The following is a 22680-nucleotide window of genomic DNA, read 5'->3' as shown; positions in this document are numbered from 1 at the left end:
ATCAAACCTAAGTTATTCACGACCTTAGTTCGAAATTGTTTTTGAGTTAATTATGATACATTTTTTTTCATATAACTACACATATTTAACAAATAATATAATGTATTTACTTATATTATAATTATTTTCATATAAATAAAATATATTTGTCAAGCGAAAATATTTTTTAATCATCCCAATGCTTTGTTGAGAGAATACTATGAAACAAGAAATCTTAAAAACCGAAGGAGATGTTAACCTTTCAGAGCAAAGAGTACAATGGCAGGAAAGCAACATTTTAAACCATGAAACGCAAAGATTATTAAAGGAAGATTCTCGTTTGTTTCTTCACCAAGCCATGTCTACCCCGTGTTTGGATGTCCTGCAAACCTGCAACGGAGCCTCTATAGAAAATATTGAAGGCAAGGAATATCTGGATTTTCATGGCAACAATGTACATCAGATTGGATTTGCCAACCCCTTTGTTATTGATCAAATCAAAAAACAATTGGATGAACTCTCATTTTGTACAAGACGATTTACGAACAAAACAGCGATTACCTTTGCGGATAAATTAACATCCTTGTTGCCCGTGGAACTGAACAGGGTGTTGTTCGCCCCTGGAGGGACTTCGGTTATCAGTATCGCTTTAAAATTGGCACGTGTGGTTACCGGCAAGCATAAGGTCGTTTCCTACTGGGATTCTTTTCATGGGGCATCACTTGACGCGATCAGTGCTGGCGGAGAAGCCGTATTTCGACAACATATGGGACCTATGATGCCCGGTACTATTCGTATTCCACCACCCATGCAGACCGGAGGTTTTTTTGAAGATGAAATGAAGTACGCCGATTATCTCGAATATGTTATTGAAAAAGAAGGTGAAATAGGCGCATTTATAGCAGAAACGGTTAGGAATACTGATGTTCAAATTCCGTCAAAGGAATATTGGCAGCGCATTAGGGAAATCTGTACAAAGCACCATGTTCTGCTCATTTTGGATGAAATACCCATTGCTCTGGGTCGTACCGGAAAAATGTTTGCCTTTGAAAATTTTGATATAGAACCGGACATTCTTTGCTTGGGCAAAGGTTTGGGAGGAGGCATTATCCCGTTTGCTGCAATGGTCTGTAGAGAGCAATTCAATATCGCACAAGACATTTCCCTAGGACATTTTACGCACGAGAAGAGCCCGGTGGGTTGCGCTGCTGCACAAGCGGTTATCGATTTTATCGAAAACGAAAGAATACTAAAAAAAGTAAAAGATGATGAAGAGTGGCTGCAAAACGAGCTCATTGCCCTTAAAGAAAAATACCCGATAATCTTTGATATTAGAGGAATGGGACTTTTATGGGGCGTAGAATTACGGAATCCAATGACTAAAGAACCCGCTATGTTGGAGACGGAAAAAATAATGTATCATTGTCTTCAATACGGTCTTAGTTTTAAGGTGTCACAAGGTAACGTATTGCAATTGTCCCCGGCGCTTACTATAAAAAGAAAGGAGCTGGAACGGGCTATTAAAATTTTAGAAAAAGCATTTTCCTCATTAACGAACAATTAATTTTAGTATTTCAAGCTATTGATTACTTGAAAAATAGTAAAGCAAATATCGACCCTGTTTCCTTTGCTTCCCTTTTGGAAAAAGGGGAAACGGTTGCTTTTGAGGCGTTGTTTAAGCTATACTATGACAAACTTATGCATGTGGCCAAGGGCTACTTGGTACGTCATGAAGATGCTGAGGGGATAGTTCAGAGTGTCTTCTTGAAATTATGGGAGAATAGGGTAAGGCTAAAAAATACGGTCAATATGAACAGTTATCTCTATACGATGACCAAGAATGCGTGTTTGGATCAATTGAAGCACGAAAAAGTGAAGATTAAGTATTTAAATAGCCACTATCATAAAAAATTGGCCATACAACGGCAATTTTTAAAGGATGAAGCTGCGTCATTACTTCTAAAAAATGAATTAGAGCAAGTAATCATAAAAAGCTTGGAATTGCTCCCCGAAAAATGTAAAAAAGTTTTTACCAAAAGTAGGGTTGAAGGTCTAAAACACTATGAAATTGCCCTGGAACTGGGTATTTCCAAAAAAACTGTGGATAATCACATTTCATATGCCCTCAAACATATGAGGTTTCATCTAAAAAACTTTACTACCCTCTTTCTTTAATTATCTTTTCCATCCCGCTAGGTATACTTCCGTTTTGAATCGTTTAATACTATAAGTGATTACTATTTTTTTGGTCAATTCTAAAAATTAGAATAAAAAGGTCTTCCAAAGACTCCAAATGAAGTATGTATTACCACAATACGATGTTATAATATAGTCGATTGTTTTTAAGATAATCTGTAGAGTTGGTTAGTTGTTTGCGTTAGTTTTAAAAGAGGGTGTTCTCCCAGTAGGACCCCTCTTTTTTTGATCGCTTTTTTCACGGGTTTTATAACATCTATTTAACCATTAGATAATGCATCTAGATTAATTTAAAAGTAGATTGGGCTCCAATTAATGCAAAATAATTTTAGATGACCATTGCTTTGTTTTGGATTGATAATAGGGTCTTTAAACCACTATTACTATTGTTGCTATAGAGGTCGTCATTTAAGAAATTTCAGCATGCTCCCTGGACGATTTTATTTTGTATCCCACTAGGTATAAATCTGTTTTGAATCGTCAAATAATATATGACCGATATAATGCAAGAACATAAAATTATAAAATATCTACAGGGTGCAGTAAGTTCCAGCGAAGAAAAAGAGATCGAGGATTGGATTATTTCCTCTACCCAAAATACTAAAAAGTTCAATCTTTTAAAGGCAAGGTATATTGCTTCCACATTCGATGAGACCTCAAATACTGTTCAAGTGGACGAGGCCTATACTACATTTTCGAAGGCCATGAGGACCGCTTCCGATGCAAAATGTAGAAGGTTGATCATTTTAAAATATGTCGCTATGGTGGCGATAGTTTTTGGAACGGGATATTTTTTCATCAATGGTTTTTTCGAAAAAAATCCTGTGCCTGCCATTCCAGATGATGCCATCACCCTACAACTGAAAGATGGTAATATCGAAATTATTTCTGAAGACGGTACTAGCAAAGTTGTGGATTCAAAGGGAAACTTGGTGGGAGTACAGCAAGGAACGCAATTAGTCTACCAAAATAATGGGTCAACCGTTGAGGAATTGGCCTATAATAGACTCACCGTTCCTTACGGAAAACGATTTGATGTGGTTTTATCGGACGGGACACATGTATTCTTAAACGCCGGTACGTCCCTTAGATATCCCGTAAAATTTATCAAAGGGAAAAATAGGCTGGTTTATCTAAAAGGCGAAGCGTTTTTTGATGTGGTAAAAGATGCGGATCATCCCTTTGTGGTAAATGTGGATGAACTTAACGTAAGGGTTTTGGGTACAACGTTTAATATATCCTCGTACCCGGAAGACATGCTCATTAATACAACGTTGGTAGAAGGTTCCGTAACGGTATATGAAAATGGAGACCCCTATAGTAGTTCAGCGTCCTCCCTATTAAAACCAGGATATAAAGCGGAGTGGAATAAAAACGACAAAAACATTTCTATCGAGGAGACCAATGTGGCATTGCACACGGCCTGGGTAAAAGGTAAAATTGTTTTCCGACATCTTGCGTTTAAGAGCATTGTAAAAAAATTGGAAAGACATTACAATGTAGTGATAACCAATCATAATAAAGTATTGGATGACGAATTTTTCACCGCCAGTTTCGACATTGAAACCATTGAACAAGTATTTGAAACGTTCAATAAGAATTACGGGATAGACTATAGGATTACAGACGATGAAATAATTATTAACTAATCAAAACAAACTGCCAATGACATAACTACCTGATGCATTTTAACTAAATCACAATACTTGTTATTTGCCTTCGATCACTGGAAAAAGAGGCTTGTAAGGAGGATAAAAAAACCGGAAAATGCGCGAACATTTCCCGATTAATGTGTGATCAAATTAATTAACCACGTAATACACCATAAAAATATGAAAAAACTAATTAGGCGAGGGAAACTCATCTCTTTTCAGCCGAAATTTGACTTGAAAATGAAGCTCACTACATTTTTGTTAATAGTTTCACTATTTCAAATTCACGCCAATGGTACATATGGTCAAAAGACCAAGATTACATTGAATCTGGAGAATGTACGTCTCGAAAATGTTTTGAACGAAATAGAGACGCTTACAGAATTCAAATTCATGTACAATGACAAAGAGGTAGATTATCAAAAAATAGTCTCCGTAAATGCCAACAAAGAACGTGTTTCTTCCATTTTGGAAAAGCTTTTTTCAGATACCGATATTATGTTCGAGGTATTGGAAAAACAAATTGTATTGAAGCCTAGAATAGAACTTCCGTTGAAGGAAGAAGTATTTGAAGAGACAATTGTTCCGATTGTAAATCAACAATTGGAGATTACCGGTACTATTGTAGATAAGGATGGCCAACCGTTACCGGGAGCCAATCTACTGGAAAAAGGGACTGCCAATGGAACACAGTCTGACTTTGATGGTAATTTTACGTTGGAAGTAGCAGATTCCAACGCAACATTGGTGATTTCCTATATTGGTTTTACAACAAAGGAGATTGCGTTAAACGGACAGACCAACTTGACCATTACACTGGAGGAAAGTGCAACAGGTCTATCGGAGGTTGTGGTTACCGCCCTAGGAATCAAAAGGGAGAAAAAGTCCTTAGGGTATGCCTCGCAAGAGCTTAATTCCGATGAAGTTACCTCGGCAAGGGAGCCCAATCTTCTAAATGGCATTTCGGGAAAGGTTGCCGGTGTACAAATCACAAACAGTCCTTCGGGTCTTGGTGGATCGGCAAGGGTTTCCATTCGGGGAGATGCTTCCTTGAACATTAATGGTAACTCTCCCCTGTTTATAGTAGATGGCACTCCGATAAGCAATGAAATAGTCGGTTCAAATGGGTCGGGAACACAAGATGTGGATTACGGTAATGGGGCCGCTGAGATAAATCCACAGGATATAGAGAGCATCAACGTTTTGAAAGGCCCGGCCGCCGCTGCCTTGTATGGAGCCCGTGCAGCAAATGGGGCCATCATCATTACTACAAAGAAAGGGCAATCACAAAGTGGTAGGCTAGGCGTATCTTTCAATACAGGTGTAACCATTGAAAATATTCTACTCCTGCCCGATTGGCAGAATGAATATGGCCAAGGAAATAACCAGCAGTTTGAATTTGTTGATGGAAGTGGTTCCGGGATAGCGGATGGTGTAGATGAGAGTTGGGGCCCAAGGCTTGATACCGGTTTATTGATTCCGCAGTTCGATTCCCCACGGTCGGATGGAACTCGCGGGGGAGATATCTTTGTAAGTGATGCCCCAATAACTGCTACCCCCTGGGTATCTCAACCAGATAATACCAGAGATTTTTTCAATACAGGTATTACCCTAACGAACAGTATCGCGATATCAAAGTCGGGTGATATCGGAAATATGAGGTTTTCCTTCCAAAATTTGGACCAAGAAGGCACTTTGCCCAACACCGACCTTGAAAGGAATACTTTTAGCCTTACGGGTAGTCTTAACCTGACCGATAAGGTAACGGTGAATGCCAACGTCAATTATGTAAAAACGGATAGCGGCAATAGACCGTCCGTAAGTTACGGCACCGAGAGCATCATGTATCTTTTTATTTGGTATGGCCGGCAGTTGAATACCAATAACCTAAGGGATTATTGGCAACCGGGATTGGAAGGAACGCAACAGTTCAACTATAATTACAATTACCATGACAATCCTTTTTTCACCATGTTTGAGAATACCAATGCACAGAATAAGGACAGGATATTCGGAAACATAAGTATCAATTATGATATCAATGAAAACTGGAAACTACTACTCCGCAGCGGTCGTGATTTTTATAGGGACTTTAGGCCTAGGAAAAGGGCATTCAGTACACAACGCTTCCCATTCGGAACATATCAAGAAGACAATATCTTTTTTGAGGAAAGTAATACGGATTTCTTGTTGAGCTATGATAAGACCTTCAATAAAAAGTGGAACATCAATATCTCCGCAGGCGGCAATCAACTACGGCAAAAACAGGATTTTACCAAGAGCGTTGCCCCGCAACTAATTAATCCAGGGGTATATTCCTTTAACAATTCAAGACAGGCCGTACAGGTAAATACGAATAATTTTGAAAAAAGAATCAACAGTCTCTACGGATTTGCCCGCTTGGCCTATGATGACTTACTTTTTCTTGACCTTACCGGTAGAAACGACTGGTCCAGTACCTTGCCGGAAGATAACAACTCCTATTTCTATCCTTCAGCGACCTTAAGTGCTATTGCCAGTGATATGTTCACTATGCCGGAATGGGTGTCCTTTGCAAAGCTAAGGGCTGCCTATGCCGAAGTTGGAAATGACACTGATCCGTATCGTTTACGAAGTTTTTATAGGAACGAAACACCTTTTGATGGTTCGACCCCTATTTTAACGGAATCGGCCTTGATACCAAACGCTGAACTGAAACCAGAAATAACATCTTCGTACGAATTCGGACTTGATCTTCGGTTTTTTAGGAGCCGTATGAATTTTGATCTTACGTACTATGACAGTAGCACGCGAAACCAGATCATCAATATCGATACCGATATAGCTAGTGGGTATTCCAGTCAGTTGATCAATGCCGGGGAAGTAAGAAACTATGGTTTTGAGGCCATTGCCAATTTTGTACCGGTACTCACCGATAACTTTAAGTGGAACGCTACTTTCAATTTTTCTGCCAACCGAAGCGAAGTCAAAGACCTAGGCGGTGTAAACTTTAACTTGACCAGTAGAAACGGGGCCTTTATACAGGCTCGTGAAGGAGGTTCGATCAGCGCCATTTATGGCAGGGGCTTTCAGCGGGTTGAAGACCCGACCAGTGAGTTCTTTGGCCAAAAGATAATCAATGAACAAGGGATTCCTATTCGGACGGATGAGTTGGTATATCAAGGTGATTATGCTCCGGATTTTACCCTAGGGCTCCAAAATACCTTTAGATACAAAAATATCGACTTAGGATTTTTAATCGATACAAGGCAAGGTGGTATTGTAGTGTCCCGTACCAAGACCATTGGTAGTACATCCGGTCAGTTAGTGGAAACCTTGGAAGGTAGGGAGACAGGTATTGTTGCAGAGGGTGTAGTGGAGGTCTCTCCTGGAGTATATGAGCCCAATACCACCAATGTAGATGCAAGAACGTATAACAACCGCTTTTATGAACGTGATAATGTGGAAGCGGCAAAGTACGATGCTTCCTATACGAAATTAAGGGAAGTCACCTTAGGCTATACCTTCCCTAAAAAAATTATCGATAGGTTGCCAATTGCCAATGCCAGATTTTCGATAACAGGGAGAAACTTATTGCTCTGGACGGACAATCCACATTTTGATCCCGAGGTAGTGGGCGTATCCGGAGGCACCCTACAGCCTGGTATCGAAAACATGTCCTATCCTAGCACACGTCTCTTTACGTTCAACCTGCAAGTCGATTTTTAATGGACGCGCGAATTATAAAATACAGAATCATGAAAAATAGAATAGCTATAATCTTACTATCACTCTTGGTGTTTGGTTGTACCGAAGACTTTGAGACCATTAATATAAACCCCAATTTTCCGGCTTCCGCTCAACCTGAGCTTTTATTGCCTGGAATACAGAGAGAAATGGCCTATAATTGGGGCGACCAAGGTTGGGAAGAAGGTTTTACGGTCGTACAATATGCCGCACGCCTGCAATTTACAAGTGGGGATATCTACAACTGGTCTCCTTCCAATGACCCCTATGGAGATGCTTATGCCTCCCTTAGGGATGTTGAGAATATTATTCGTGACACTCGGGAAAGCCCCGATGCACAAAATTATTATGGGGTGGCATTGGTCATGAAATCCTGGATATATTCCTATCTGACCGAGGCCTATGGAGATGTACCTTATTCTGAAGCGACACAGGGTATAAGTGATGGTAACGTAAGACCGGTATTTGATGCCCAACAAGCTATTTATGACGGTATATTGGCAGACTTGGAAACCGCCAATACGGTGCTCACGGGTACGGACAATATTTCAGGGGATATCTTTTACGGCGGGGACGTTCTAAAATGGCGGAAATTTGCCAATTCGTTACGATTGCGGTTGTTGATGCGCATCAGCGATGTGGATAATGCCAAAGCCGTTGCTGGTATGACACAAATCGCTAGCAATTTGTCTACGTTTCCTATTTTTGAAAGCAATGCCGATATGGCATTGGTGCAATGGAATTCGGATAATCCTCAGTCTAAATACGATACCCGTTCCGGTAGTTTTGACGAAGTACGTTTGAGTCTCACTTTGGAAACGAGGCTGAAAGAACTGAACGACACGCGGTTAGTCGTGTTCGCCCAGCCTACATCGGCCTCTGGAAAAGGAATTTATTCCGATAATTTTGATGATTACGTGGGTATGCCGAACGGTTTGGACGATGAGGCCGCTTTAGGTTATAGTCCAACAGGAAATCCTGATGAATCAGGCTCCAACTTTATCTCAAGATTGGGAATTCTTTTGGCATGCCGGGCCTGTAATCCGGAAGAAGCTTCTCCCACGGCATCACAGACCATAATTATGAGTTATTCAGAACTTCAATTTATTTTGGCCGAGGCCAGGGAAAAAGGTTGGATAACCATTGGTGAAACAGCCGAATTTTATGAAAACGGTATCCGGGCTTCATTTGAATACTATACGGAAAGGGTTTCCGCAGGTGGATGGACCGAAATAGCGGCGGCCATGCAGAATACCGATTTGGATGCGTATCTTGCTCAGGTCCAAGTCGCCTTAACAGGTTCATCTGCTGAAAAATTGGGTAAGATAGCCCTTCAAAAATGGATTTCCCTTTTCTATACCGGTTTTGAAGGCTGGTCCGATTGGAGGCGTACAAATATGCCGGAGGTAATACCGGGCCCTGATGCGGTAAACGGGGGTCAGGTACCGGTTCGTTTTCAATATCCGAACTCGGTAAAGGCCACTAATGAGGAAAATTACAATGCCGCTGTACAGCGTATGGGTGGTGACGATATCAATACAAAACTTTGGTGGGATGTGGATTAAGAACAAGAGAGTGAAAAAAACATTTAAACTATTGGCCATAGTACTGACCATGGGGATTTTATCCCCATGGTCTTGTACTAATGGGACTGCTGAACAATTACCTAAAGCAAAACATGTGGTTGTTATCGGATTTGACGGATTGAGTCCGGACGGTTTGGAACATGGGGCAACACCTAATTTTGATAGGATAATGGAGGAGGGGTCTTATTCGCTACATGCCCGATCCGTATTACCTACAAGTTCGAGCACCAACTGGGCGTCCATGATTATGGGAGCAGGCCCGGAGCAGCACGGGATTACCTCCAATGCTTGGGAAAAGGACAATTTTGTGCTACCCGCCGTAGTCCAAAGTGAAGACTTTTTGTTTCCGACGATTTTTCATTTGGTGGATAACCAAATTGAAAATGCGGAGGTTGGAGCCATATATCACTGGACAGGATTTGGAAGGCTTTTTGAAAAAGATGCTGTAGATTATGATATAAATCCTAAAACGGAAGAGGAAACCGCTGAACTGGCCGGGGACTATATAAAAAGTCAGAAACCGAATTTTACATTTATCCATTTTGATCATGTAGATCATGCCGGGCACGAGTTCGGCCATGGGTCACCGGAATACTATACCTCCGTTGAAAAATCGGATGAACTTTTAGGTGTGGTGATGAAAGCCATCAAAGATGCCGGCATCGAAGATGAAACGGTCGTAATCATCAGTGCAGATCATGGGGGTCTAGGCAAGGGGCACGGTGGCGAATCACTTCAAGAAATAGAGATTCCGTTTTTGGTTTGGGGAAAATCGGTCAAGAAGAACCACAAACTTAAGTACCCTATTTATCAATATGATAATGCCGCCACCGTTGCCTTTGTGCTGGGGTTGAAAACACCTAGGGCATGGATAGGTAAATCGGTCAAAAATGCTTTTGAAGGTTTTGACGAAGTTGATAATTACCCCTTAACAATGCGATTGGAAGAACCTGTAATTCTACCAGCGGCGGTATTAAGTAAAAAAGCAGGGGGCTTATTTGATGATGGGAAAGAAGTCACCATTCAAAACCCAAATTCTGAAGGGGAAGTGTATTATACCTTAGACGGTAAAATGCCTAATAAGGATTCAAATCTATATACGGCGCCGTTCAAAGTCACCGGGAATACGGTCGTAAAAAGTGCTATGTTTAAGAATGGAAGAATATCTAGCACGGTTAGCGAAGCATTTTTTAGGATAAAGGAAAAAAGCCTCATGGCACCAGTGTCCTACGAAGTTTTTTACTTGGATGGGCTTACAAGCGTCCCCTCTTTGAGAAACAAAATACCGGACCATAGGGGAACAAGTTTTGAAATTACCTCCGATGAGATCAAAGAGGAGGTGAAAAGCAATACGGCAATTCGATTCAAGACCCAGATTGTTATTCATAAGGACGATAAATACACGTTTTACACTCGTTCGGATGATGGTAGCAAGCTGTGGATCAACGGTGAAGAAGTTGTTGACAATGATGGCGATCACGGGGTAAAGGAGAATGACGGGAGTATTACTTTAAAACAGGGAGTCTATCCTTTGGAGGTGATTTGGTTCAATGGCGGTGGCGGCAGTTGGTTGGATGTATTTTATCAAAGCCCGGATATTCCAAAACAAATAATTCCCACCTCTACGTTAAAATAAGAATAGAATGGTTTTAGCATACCTTAAGGCAATAGCAATCGGTTGCCTATTGGTGACCGCCCCGATGATTTCTCAAGAAGTAAAAGAACAACTACCGCCTTGGGAGGAGGGTATTTTGGAAATCCATCATATCAATACAGGTCGCGGGGATGCCGCTTTTTTTATTTTTCCGGATGCCACTACGCTTTTGGTGGATGCCGGGGATATGTCCGAAACACATGCAAGAACACTTTCCGCCAGGAATGCCGCTCAAAAGCCCAATAACTCCAAATCAGCCCCAGGATGGATTGTGGATTACATCCATCAGTTTTTTCCAATGAATACGACAAAACAGTTGGACTTCGCCCTAATAACCCACTACCATGACGATCACTTTGGCGAAATGGATGCAAACAGAAAAATGGCAGCGCAGGGGGATTATTTTCTTACCGGGATTACCGAAGTGGGAAATCTTTTGCCCATAAAAACACTTTTGGATAGGGGAAGTGATTATCCCATAGATTTGAAGGATACTAAAATTCAAACAGAAATAAATAAAGACGATGCCTACGGTATGGTAGCGACTCTTAAAAATTATTGGAAATTCATTGATCATCAATCCAAAACCAATGGGCTGATGCATAAAACATTGGAAGCAGGGGAACGCAATCAAATCAAACTGAAAAAATCTCCCAATGACTTCCCCAATTTCGCTGTTCGCGCTATTGCGGTAAACGGCAATATATGGACTGGCCAAAACTTTGATTCATATTCTATATTTTCCAAAGGAAACTATCCCGGCGAAAATCCTTTAAGTACCTGTATTAAAATCACCTACGGTGATTTTGACTATTTAACAGGGGGTGATATTAGTGGCATTGATGCACTCGGAGGAACCGATTTTAACGCTGTGGAATCCCATATAGCCCCAGTGGTAGGTGCTGTGGACGTAGCGACCTTGAATCATCATGGAAATCGTGATTCTCAGAACGCTTTTTATGTTCGATCTGTTAGGCCTCGGGTCTGGATCCAACAGAACTGGTCGTCTGATCATCCCGGAGAAGAAGTACTACGAAGAATTACCTCAACAGCTTTATATCCTGGAGAAAGGGACATATTTTCTACAGTAATGCTACAGGCCAATAAGGATGTAATTGGAGGTAGATTGAATTCGTATAAAAGCCAGCAAGGCCATATCGTTGTCCGCGTACATAAAGAAGGAGCAAAATACGATATCTTTATATTGGACGATGGATCTGAAAAGAGAGAAGTATTGGCCAAGTTTGGACCTTATGAGTCCAAGTAATTTAATACCGACCAAAAAATTAAAACAAGAATGAAATTAAACCAACTGGCATACCTGCTATTTTTTGTAATATCCTTGTCTGCGAGTGCCCAAAAAAAAGAAGTGTCTTTTTTGGTCAGGCCCTATTTGCAAGACGCATCGCCCAACTCCATCAAAGTCCTTTGGGAAACTTCCTCGGGAGAGGAAAGTATAGTAGAATGGGGACTTACACCAAAATTGGGACAGAAGGACGTGGGAATCGCCTATGATGTGAATTTCAGTGAATCAAGAATTCATGAGGTAAAGATCGATGGCCTAAAGCGGTTTACAGAATATTATTATCGGGTTATTACCGAAAATGCAACCTCGGATATTTTTCAGTTTAAGACCCCTCCCTTTGCCGAGGATGATGAGTCCTTTAAGATCGTTGCCATGAGCGATATGCAATATGATCATAATGAACCCGATAAATTTTCTGAGGTCGTAAACGAGGGCATATTGGCTTATTTGAAAAAAGAGTTTAAGGGCAACCTGCCCAATAATCTGGCTATGGTCCTTATTCCTGGTGATTTGGTGGAAAATGGGGCAAAGTATTTTCAATGGAAGGAACATTTCTTTAATCCGGCGGAAAAGTTGTTTGCCAATGTTCCTGTATATCCTGTACTTGGAAATCATGAAAGAAATTCTGTCTTTTACTTTAAATATTTTAGCCTTCCGGAAAATGGAACCCCAGCCTATTCAGAACATTGGTGGTATAAGGACTATGGAAATACCAGAATAATCGGATTGAATTCCAATGAAGGCTATTCGGATAACAAAGAGCAAAAAAAATGGTTGATAGAACTTTTGGAGAAAACCGCCCAAGAGGCAAGCATCGACTTTGTATTTGCCCAATTGCACCACCCGCATAAATCGGAATTATGGATTCCTGGTGAAAGGGATTTTACAGGAGAGGTAGTAAAAGCTCTGGAAAAATTTACAACCGAAACCGGAAAACCAAGCATTCATTTTTTTGGCCATACCCATGGATATTCCAGGGGACAGTCCAAAGACCATAGGCATTTATGGATAAATGTAGCCTCCGCAGGTGGAGCTATAGACAATTGGGGTGAGTTTGAAGGTAGGGACTATGATGAGTTCACAGTGACGCAAGATGAATATGGTTTTGTGATGGTAGAGGTAGAAGGGAGCAAAGATGACCCTAAGTTTACCATAAAAAGGATTAGTAGGGGGAATCAGGATAAATCTAGGCCCAATGAACTTAGGGATAGCATTACAATTTGGAAAAAGGAAAGAAAACCAATGGCTCCGGAACCAATATCGCCCAGTAATGAAACCGTTGAAGTAGCAGGTGTAGTATTGAAGGCCGGTGAATTTAGAAGTCCTTATAAGGGAGCTTTTCATGCCGCTTCACATTGGCAAGTAGCTGAAACGGAGGATTTTTCCAAACCTGATTTTGACAGTTGGAAGCAATATGAAAATTGGTATTATTTGGAGAATAGACAAAAGAAGGATGACTTGAAGGATGAAAAAACCAATCGATTAAAACCAAACACCTCTTATTTTTGGAGAGTCAGATATCGGGATCAAAACTTGAATTGGAGCGATTGGTCCAAAACGGGAACATTCACAACGAGCAAATAATCCGAATAGGACCCAAGACTAATCGATAAAACCTTTAGTCGTCTTTTTCTTGGAGAGTTTTCGTTGGAAAGCTAAACAAGAACAGCAGCGATGGGAAGAGGGAAAACCAACAGATAAACATATGACCCACATTGGAATGAACTTGCAACACTCAACAATTATGAAGAAATTTTTTTTAATCGGAGCATTGCTTCTCGGATGTCTCCAAGTGTCAGATTTATATGCCCAAGAAGATAGTAGCCCGAAAGTCATTTTAATTACGTTAGATGGTTTTCGTTGGCAAGAGCTGTTTACCGGTGCAGATTCCTTGCTGATTACCAATGAAGAATATGTAGCGGATACCACAGGTTTAAAAAAACAGTTTTGGAGGAAAAACGCAAAAGAAAGAAGGGAGAGGCTAATGCCTTTTGTATGGGGTTCTATTGATGAAATGGGACAAATACATGGGAATAGATCACTTGGAAGTAAAATGAACCTGACCAATAAACATTGGTTCTCCTATCCCGGGTATAACGAAATATTATCAGGGAAGGCCGATGACGAAAGAATCACTAGCAATGATAAGATCAACAATCCGAATCGAACCATTTTGGAAATTGCGAATAATCGTCCTGCCTATAAGGGAAAAGTGGTAGCTTTTGGCAGCTGGGATGTTTTTCCATTCATCATCAATGAGGAACGTTCCGGCGTTCCGGTAAATGCGGGATTCGAAATCGCCACCGAGGATAAACTGACAGAACGGGAAAGGTTTTTGAACGAACTACAGCCCATAGTACCCAGTCCGTGGGGTACGGTACGGTTCGATGCCTTCACCCATGGCTATGCTTTGGAACAGATGAAAAAAACCCACCCTGATTTGGTGTACATTTCGTACGGGGAAACGGATGATTTTGCACATGATGGAGATTATCAGGCGTATCTAACATCGGCGAATAGAACCGATGGTTTTATAAAGGAGTTATGGGATTTTGTTGAAAGTGATATATACTATAAAGGGAATACAACATTTTTGATTACAACGGATCATGGTAGGGGAACCAAGCCTTTAGATACATGGAAAAGCCATGGCAAGGATATCAAGGGAGCGGATGAGGTATGGTTAGTGGCGTTTGGAAAAGGTATAGAACCTAGGGGAGAAGTCACCTCCAAAGAACAATTATACACAGATCAAATTGCGGCTTCCGTAGCTAAATTATTAAACGTTCAAGTGGGTCAAGCCAAGATGGGACCCGAATTTGAATTCATAACAAATTGACAAAGATTTAAGTACAACATTATCATTAAATTACAGGCCGATCAATAACTTAAATAACCAACATGGCGAAGGGTGTGAAGTATAAGAAAATGGACAAATCTTATTTTGAGTCCAGAGCACTTAAACGCCATGCAGGGGTTTGGTCGTTATGGGCTTTGGGTGTGGGTGCCGTTATCTCCGGGCATTTTTCGGGGTGGAATCTAGGGTTGGCCTCCGGAGGATGGGGTGGTATGTTTATTGCTACCATTATCGTTGCCATTATGTATATAGGACTCACCCAGTGTGTGGCGGAAATGTCCCCCGCCTTGCCACATACTGGCGGAGCTTACTCATTTGCCAGATCGGCCATGGGGCCATGGGGAGGGTTTTTTACCGGTCTGGTAGAAAACTTGGAGTTCATTTTAACACCGGCTGTTATCGTTTTTTTCCTTAGCCATTATATGGCAGGAATCTTTGAGACTAGTCCGGAGATGTTGCCCTTTTGGTGGTTTGGTTTTTATTCGGTATTTACCATTTTAAATATAGTTGGCGTTGCATTGTCCTTTCGCTTTACGATCGCACTTACCTTCTTGGCTTTGGGGTGTTTGGTGATCTTTTGGATATCATCCATAGGAAATATAGACTTTACGACCTTTGCATTGGATATTAAGGCAGGAACAGATGGAAAAGCGGAGCATGTATCTGGAGGGGGAGGTCCGTTTCTCCCTATGGGACTAATAGGGGCCTTAAAAGCAATGCCCTTTGCTGTATGGTTGTTTTTGGCCATAGAGCAATTGCCTTTGGCGGCAGAAGAATCCGTGGACCCCAAAAAAGACATGCCCAAAGGATTAACGTATGGCATTATTACTTTAATAATCTCTGCTTTTTTAATATTGTGGCTAAACGCTTCGATCCCCTTGGGCTCCTATGCATTGTCACAATCCGGTGAGCCCTTATTGGATGGCTTCGAGGTTTTGTTTGGGAACAATATAGCCAAGCTCCTTGCCCTGGTTGCCTCTATTGGTTTGTTGGCATCTTTTCACACCATAATTTTCGCCTTTGGGCGACAAATTTATTCACTGTCAAGAGCTGGCTATTTTCCAGTAATTTTATCGGTAACGCATAGTAAAAGAAAAACGCCATATACTGCTTTGATCTTGGGTTCTGCCATTGGTTTTGGGGTATTAATGATAACAGATTTTTTGGCTGGGGATGAAAGTGGGGTTTTTATTGGTGGTGCCTTACTGAATATCGCAGTTTTCAGTGCCATGCTGTCCTACATTTTGCAATGTGGCTCATTTATTTTATTGCGGAAAAGGAAGCCGAATTTGGAGCGACCTTATAGGAGCCCTTTTGGAAATTTTGGCGGATGGATGACCATTTTTCTCGCCTTTCTAATAATTTGTTTTCAGCTTCAGGATCAATCTTATAGAACCGCAGTTTTTATAGCTATTGGATATTTAGTAATCGGATTGATTTATTTCGGGTTAAAAGGGAGACATCGCTTAATACTTTCACCAGAAGAAGAGTTCGCTTTGGAACATGAAATAAGGGAAAAAGAATAAAAATTAGTACTGCTATAACTTGATACTTTTTTAAATTAATGACTTCAAAAGCAGACCTGTTCCAATCGAGTGTGAGGTTCAAGTTAATTTAACGAAACATGGGTAAAAAAATGAAGAAAAAATGACAGCGGATTCGATTAAAAAATACATAAGGGAGCATCAAATAAAAAATATAAAATTGGCCGTGGTCGATATGGATGGAATACTTCGGGGTAAGTATGTAAACACCAAGAAATTTCTTTCGGCACTGGACAAAGGATTTGGGTTCTGTAATGTGATTTTTGGCTGGGACTCCGATGATGTGCTATATGATAAGGATTCCTTTACAGGATGGCGTGATGGATTTACCGATGCCACCGCCCATATAGACCCAATTACTATGCGTATTTTGCCAACCGAAGATAAGCAATCTATTATTTTTTTGGCGGATTTCTCAGAGAGTGAAGCAGCTGCGGTTTGCCCAAGATCCATTCTTAAGAAAATCTTGGAGAGATTGGATGGCTTAGGGTATTCGGCAACGGCCGCCTGCGAATTTGAGTTCTTCCTATTCAACGAAACCCCAAAAACGGCCAGGGACAAAAACTTCAACAACTTGGAACCGATTACCCCCGGTAACTTTGGATATTCCGTTTTACGTAATTCTTCCCATGCCCATTTGTATCATGAAATAATGAATTTGACAGAGGAAATGGGGATGTCATTGGAAGGCTTGCACACAGAAACCGGTGCAGGGGTTCTCGAAGCGGCAATTGAACATTCGGATGCGATGAGAGCGGCCGATAACGCAGCGTTTTTCAAAACCTTTGTAAAAGTCTGGGCACAACAGCGCAACATGATGGCCGGCTTTATGGCTAAATGGTCACCAAAATATCCCGGACAATCAGGACATATTCATATTTCCTTACAGAAAAAGGACGGGTCATCTGCTTTTTTTGATCAAAACAAAACAGATGGCATGTCCGATGTGATGCGATGGTTTATCGGAGGGCAACAAAAATTAATGCCTGAAGTTTTGGCAATGGTAGCCGCTACCTGTAATAGTTATACCCGACTCATTCCTGGCTTTTGGGCTCCTACCGCTGCATCTTGGGGCTTGGATAACCGCACCTGTGCCATTAGGGCCATTCCGGGAACCGCAAAATCCCAACGGGTGGAATATCGGGTTTCGGCCGCCGATATTAATCCGCATTTGGCATTGGCGGCGGCCTTAGGTTCCGGTATATGGGGTATTGAAAATAAGATAGAACCCTTGGAGGCGGTTACCGGAAATGCCTACGACATCGATTTTCCGGCTGAGCTTCAATTGCCCAGAACGCTTACTCAAGCGGCCGAACAATTCAAAAATTCCAAAGCGACGAGAGACTTGTTCGGCGATGTGTTCGTTGATCACTATGCCTATACCCGGGAATGGGAAGATCAACAGCAACGCAGAGCGATAACGGATTGGCAATTAAACAGATATTTTGAAATAATATAAAAATGAGGGACACCATTTCACCCATAGATGGCTCCGTGTACTGTTCTACCAAAGAACATGGTTCCAAGGATATTGAAGATGCCATAAACTTGGCCAGCAAGGCTTTTCCTGTTTGGGCAGATTTACCCATTAAGGAAAGGGCACACTACATAACATCTTTTGTGACCGCGATTGTGGCGGACAAAGAAGATATTGCGAAGGAGATTACTTGGCAAATGGGAAGGCCCGTGGGTCAATCTCCTGGAGAGATAGGAGGTTTTGAAGATCGTGCCAACTATATGATTGGAATAGCGGAAGAGGCCCTGGCTCCCTACATACCGGAAGACCAAAGTCCGGGAAAACGATTTGTTGATCGGGTTCCTTTGGGCATCATAAGTGTATTGAGTCCTTGGAATTATCCTTTTTTAACCTCCGTCAATGCTATTATTCCTGCTTTGATGGCAGGAAATGTGGTGATTTTAAAACACTCCTTTCAGACCCCTCTTGTGGCGGAGCGGTATGCCCAGGCAGCTATAAAAGCAGGACTGCCAAAAGGGGTATTTCAGATTTTGCACTTAAATCATGAAAACACGGCCAAATTGATTGCAGACCCTAAATTAGGGGGTGTTTGCTTTACGGGATCGGTTAAAGGGGGGATTGCAGTGCAACGCGCACTGACCAATACGTTTGTTCCATGTGGACTGGAATTGGGAGGAAAAGACCCGGCCTATGTAAGGGCAGATGCCAATTTGGATTACAGTATCGAAAATTTGGTCGACGGATCATTTTTCAATAGTGGGCAATCGTGTTGTGGAATTGAAAGAATCTACGTTCATGAATCTGTGTACGACACGTTCATTGATGGCTTTGTAAGCCTGACCAAAGGGTATCGATTGGGCAATCCTTTGGAGCAGGAAATCAATCTAGGGCCTATGGTAAAAACCGAGGCTGCCAATTATGTAAGGACACAAATCGGAAAGGCCTTGGACAAAGGGGCCATTTCCCTGGTAGATGAATCCTTGTTCCCAGCCTCCAAAAAGAACAGCCCTTATCTTTCGCCCCATGTTTTGGTCAATGTAGACCATAGTATGGACGTAATGACCGAGGAGAGTTTTGGCCCCGTGGTGGGAATAATGAAAGTAAAGGACGATAGTGAAGCGATTCAATTGATGAACGATTCCCAATATGGCCTAACTGCTTCCGTGTGGACCACGGATACGGACAAGGCGCAAAGTATTGGGCATCGCATTGAGGCAGGTACTGTATTCATGAACAGATGCGATTATTTGGATCCTGCCTTAGCTTGGACAGGCGTCAAGAATTCAGGAAGAGGGGTCACCCTGTCAAAATTGGGATATGAACACCTTACCCGGACAAAGTCCTTCCATTTTCGCAAAATGGAGTAGCAAGATTATAAGGAACGGATATTTTTAAAGTTTTAGACAAAGGATTATTGATGAAATTAATACATGCAAATTGGAATTTTCCAACGGCTATTTGGTTCGGAACAGATAGAATACATGATTTACCGTTGGCATGTCAACAACTAGGGATTAAAAAACCATTATTTGTTACCGATGAAGGATTGGTGAAATTGGATATTGTTGAAAATACGATAAACATTTTAAGGCAAGGAGGTATAGATTTTACCATATATAGTAATGTACAAGGAAATCCAACAGAAGCCAATGTATTGGGGGGAGTAGCCCATTACAATAAGAATCAGCATGATGGAGTCATTGCCTTTGGAGGCGGTTCAGCTATCGATGCGGCCAAGACCATCGCGTTTATGTCCGGACAGTCACGATCCTTATGGGATTTTGAGGATGTGGGCGACAATTGGACACATGCAGATTTAGAAGGTATTGCACCTATAATTGCGATACCGACTACGGCGGGTACCGGATCTGAAGTAGGTAGGGCATCCGTTATTTTGGATGAAAAATTGCATACCAAAAAGATAATTTTTCACCCCAAAATGTTACCAACATTGGTCATATCCGATCCAGGGTTGACCATTGGTCTGCCAGCAAATATTACAGCCTGGACAGGTATAGATGCCATGGTACATGCCATAGAGGCCTACTGCGCACCGAGTTATCATCCTATGGCAGAAGGTATTGCCATAGAAGCCATTAGGATAATAGCGAAGTATTTGCCTTTGGCGTTTAGCGATGGAACCGATATAATCGCAAGGGGACAAATGTTGGTTGCCGCTTCTATGGGTGCTACTGCATTTCAAAAGGGATTGGGCTCCATACATTCCGTTGCACATCAGTTAGGGGCTATCTATAATAAGCAACACGGCCTGCTAAATGCAATTTTATTACCCTATGCCCTAAAACAAAATGAATCCGTCATCAAGGATAAAATGATGTACTTAAGTAACGTGTTGGAGCTTCCAAACAAGGGCACGGATACCATTATAAAATACATATTGGAGCTTAGAGCGGCATTAAAGATACCTCATACACTTCAAGAAATAGGAATTGACGAAGAAAATGCCCAGGAAATAGGTGAAATGGCCTTTAAAGATCCATCTACCCCCACCAATGCGAGACCCGTAGATGCCCTGGATTTGGAAAATCTGTTTAGGGCAGCGGTGAGTGGTGATTTAAATCGATTTCAAGTGTGAAGTTATTAATAGTTGAAGGAAACAATGAAGTGACCCGGATCAAAAGGGAGGGTTACGGAATAAAACCCTATCATATAACTTTTCAGGAAATGCTGAGATTTCTTGTGCCAAAAGCAAGGACAGATGTAGCCTTCCCCACGGATAAGGGTAAAAACCTACCTTCTACTTCACAGTTAAAGGAATATGACGGTGTTCTTTGGACCGGAAGCTCTTTGAGTGTTTTGGAGGATATTCCCGACGTAAATCACCAATTGACCTTTGCGGAGACCATATTCGAGAGCGGAGTACCTTTTTATGGAAGTTGTTGGGGTATGCAGGTAGCCACCGTAGTATCTGGAGGAAAAGTGGCCCTAGGCGGCAATGGCTTGGAATTTGGCATATCGAAGCCTATTGAGCTTACTGAACTTGGCAAGGCAAGTCCTTTTTTTGCCAACAGAAATTCGGGCTATTCGTCACTTTGCATACATTTTGATGAAATAACAAAACTACCTGAAAACGCCCAAGTTTTGGCAAGCAACCCACATTCAAAAGTGCAGGCCATGACTTTTAGGTATAAGAAAGCCCTATTTTTTGGGGTTCAATACCATCCGGAATTCAAAACTTCGGATATGGCATTAATCACTTCCTTTTTGTCAAAAAAACTGATAGATAGCGGTCGTTTTGCTACGGTAGCTGAAGTTGAGAAATTTGCCGTTGGACTATCTGAACAAAAGGGATTGCCACAAGAAATAATAAACTATCAGCTACATACCCAAGAAATAATGGCTTGGTTAAGATATATCGCTAAGAACCATGGGTATAATTAATGAAAAGATATCTCCGGGCGTACCTGTTTGGTACGGGAGGGCAAAAACAAAAGTTTTGACCATGTGCTAAGCGAAAGTCGGATCCTTTTAACCCCTTTTGATCAAAGCTTGGACATTATAAATAATAGAACCACATGAAGATAATTAGAACCGATATGGAGCTTGAAACTCCACTTGTAGATAAAACGCTTAGAGAAAGCGGGCACCGCCTGGTATTGCTCCCTGACGGGGTGCCTGAAGATAAACTAGTCAAAGAAATAGAGGATTGCGATATTCTATTGATGTGCTACACACCTGTTACGAAGAAAATCATCGATGCGGCAAAGAGGCTCAAAGCAATAATAAAATACGGTGTAGGAATAGATGCGATTGATATACCTGCGGCGCATGCACGTGGAATAGTAGTAGTGAATATCCCCGAGTATGCTGAAGAGACGGTCGCGGAAGGGGCATTTGCCATGCTTATCGCCCTTGCGAAAAAACTACCGATATTACAAAGGCAAATGGAGAATAAGGCTTGGGCTTGGCCAAGTCAAGAATGGCTTGGACTCGATATTGCGGAAAAAACGCTGGGTATCGTAGGGTGTGGAAAAATCGGGACAAGTATGGCCAGAATGGCGGGCTTGGGCTTTAGGGCAAGAGTTATAGGCTATGACCCAGGGAAGACCAAAGAAGAATTGGCCGGACATGGGATTGAAAAGTATAATAGCCTCACAGACTTAATCAAAGCTTCCGATTTCATTTCCCTACATGCAGTTTTAAATGGTGAGACCAGGCACATCATAGGCAAAAATGAATTGTCGGTGATGAAGAAGACGGCGATTATCATTAATTCTGCCCGAGGGGCCTTGATCGACGAAATGGCACTTTTAAATGCCTTGGAGAGGAAGCAGATAGCCGGGGCAGGCCTTGATGTTTTCAGTACAGAACCCTTGAATCAATCTGACCATCCTTTAAAAAAGCTTTATCAAATGGAAAATGTAATGCTTTTGCCCCACCTGACATTTTATACGAAGGAAGCTATGAACCGACTTGAACTGGAGACCTTGGAGCGATGTTCGGAAGTAATCGAAAATAGGCAGGTTATCATTAAATCAAAAGACCCGCGCCTCCAAAATAAAAGTCAACAGTAAGCAACATACAATGCTGCAAACCATGGGTGCGTTTCCCTTACGCCCTATTGGTGGCAAGGGTATATGGCCAAGATTGACAAAGGCAATGACCGGAAGGCATAACAGGAGTGGAAAGTATCTGGTGAAGAAAATACCTTGAATCTTCTTCAATCCGGTATTCGGTTTCTT

15 protein-coding genes are annotated in these 22680 nt (G+C 41.7%); all 15 read left to right on the top strand.

What is annotated here, in order from left to right; translation table 11 throughout:
* The first annotated feature begins 199 nt into the window (after window positions 1-199).
* The 15 genes from D7Z94_RS22060 to D7Z94_RS21990 all read left to right on the top strand — a co-directional run bounded on the left by D7Z94_RS22060 (window position 200) and on the right by D7Z94_RS21990 (window position 22512).
* Entirely contained in the window at window positions 200-1543 is a 1344-nt protein-coding gene (locus D7Z94_RS22060) for an aspartate aminotransferase family protein (RefSeq protein WP_120713808.1), read from the top strand.
* Between the two features lie 26 nt (window positions 1544-1569).
* Window positions 1570-2154, top strand: coding sequence for an RNA polymerase sigma-70 factor (locus D7Z94_RS22055; protein ID WP_245967280.1), 585 nt, complete (start codon window positions 1570-1572; stop codon window positions 2152-2154).
* A 512-nt stretch (window positions 2155-2666) separates the two neighbouring features.
* Window positions 2667-3824 (top strand): FecR family protein, encoded by a 1158-nt coding sequence (locus tag D7Z94_RS22050; RefSeq protein WP_120713807.1) that lies wholly within the window; start codon window positions 2667-2669, stop codon window positions 3822-3824.
* A 243-nt stretch (window positions 3825-4067) separates the two neighbouring features.
* The gene (locus tag D7Z94_RS22045; RefSeq protein ID WP_245967279.1) at window positions 4068-7535 is read left to right on the top strand and encodes a SusC/RagA family TonB-linked outer membrane protein; all 3468 of its coding nucleotides are present in this window, start codon (window positions 4068-4070) and stop codon (window positions 7533-7535) included.
* 29 nt (window positions 7536-7564) lie between these two features.
* Window positions 7565-9118: a SusD/RagB family nutrient-binding outer membrane lipoprotein gene (locus tag D7Z94_RS22040; protein ID WP_120714051.1), complete on the top strand. Its 1554-nt coding sequence runs from the start codon at window positions 7565-7567 to the stop codon at window positions 9116-9118.
* A 10-nt stretch (window positions 9119-9128) separates the two neighbouring features.
* On the top strand, window positions 9129-10775 hold the full coding sequence (locus D7Z94_RS22035; RefSeq protein ID WP_158594703.1) for an alkaline phosphatase family protein: 1647 nt from the start codon (window positions 9129-9131) through the stop codon (window positions 10773-10775).
* Between the two features lie 7 nt (window positions 10776-10782).
* On the top strand, window positions 10783-12060 hold the full coding sequence (locus D7Z94_RS22030; RefSeq protein WP_120713805.1) for a ComEC/Rec2 family competence protein: 1278 nt from the start codon (window positions 10783-10785) through the stop codon (window positions 12058-12060).
* A gap of 30 nt (window positions 12061-12090) precedes the next feature.
* Window positions 12091-13683, top strand: a complete 1593-nt coding sequence (locus tag D7Z94_RS22025; protein WP_120713804.1) for a fibronectin type III domain-containing protein — start codon at window positions 12091-12093, stop codon at window positions 13681-13683.
* Window positions 13684-13843: 160 nt separating this feature from the next.
* Entirely contained in the window at window positions 13844-14938 is a 1095-nt protein-coding gene (locus tag D7Z94_RS22020; RefSeq protein WP_120713803.1) for an alkaline phosphatase family protein, read from the top strand.
* Window positions 14939-15000: 62 nt separating this feature from the next.
* Window positions 15001-16482, top strand: coding sequence for an amino acid permease (locus D7Z94_RS22015; protein ID WP_120713802.1), 1482 nt, complete (start codon window positions 15001-15003; stop codon window positions 16480-16482).
* A 121-nt stretch (window positions 16483-16603) separates the two neighbouring features.
* Entirely contained in the window at window positions 16604-17959 is a 1356-nt protein-coding gene (locus D7Z94_RS22010; RefSeq protein WP_120713801.1) for a glutamine synthetase family protein, read from the top strand.
* Window positions 17960-17961: 2 nt separating this feature from the next.
* Window positions 17962-19344 carry an aldehyde dehydrogenase family protein gene (locus tag D7Z94_RS22005; protein ID WP_211341842.1) on the top strand — a complete coding sequence of 461 codons (1383 nt, stop codon included), beginning with the start codon at window positions 17962-17964 and terminating at the stop codon, window positions 19342-19344.
* A gap of 50 nt (window positions 19345-19394) precedes the next feature.
* Entirely contained in the window at window positions 19395-20573 is a 1179-nt protein-coding gene (locus D7Z94_RS22000) for an iron-containing alcohol dehydrogenase (RefSeq protein WP_120713799.1), read from the top strand.
* The gene (locus tag D7Z94_RS21995; RefSeq protein WP_120713798.1) at window positions 20570-21379 is read left to right on the top strand and encodes a type 1 glutamine amidotransferase; all 810 of its coding nucleotides are present in this window, start codon (window positions 20570-20572) and stop codon (window positions 21377-21379) included. The genes D7Z94_RS22000 and D7Z94_RS21995 overlap by 4 nt, the downstream gene beginning before the upstream one ends.
* A 134-nt stretch (window positions 21380-21513) precedes the next feature.
* Entirely contained in the window at window positions 21514-22512 is a 999-nt protein-coding gene (locus D7Z94_RS21990; RefSeq protein WP_120713797.1) for a 2-hydroxyacid dehydrogenase, read from the top strand.
* Window positions 22513-22680: the final 168 nt, after the last annotated feature.

It is taken from the genome of Ulvibacterium marinum (genome assembly GCF_003626755.1).
Lineage (GTDB): Bacteria > Bacteroidota > Bacteroidia > Flavobacteriales > Flavobacteriaceae > Ulvibacterium > Ulvibacterium marinum.
Note: the sequence above shows the minus strand (reverse complement) of the source record. Positions and strands in the feature narration are given on the sequence as shown.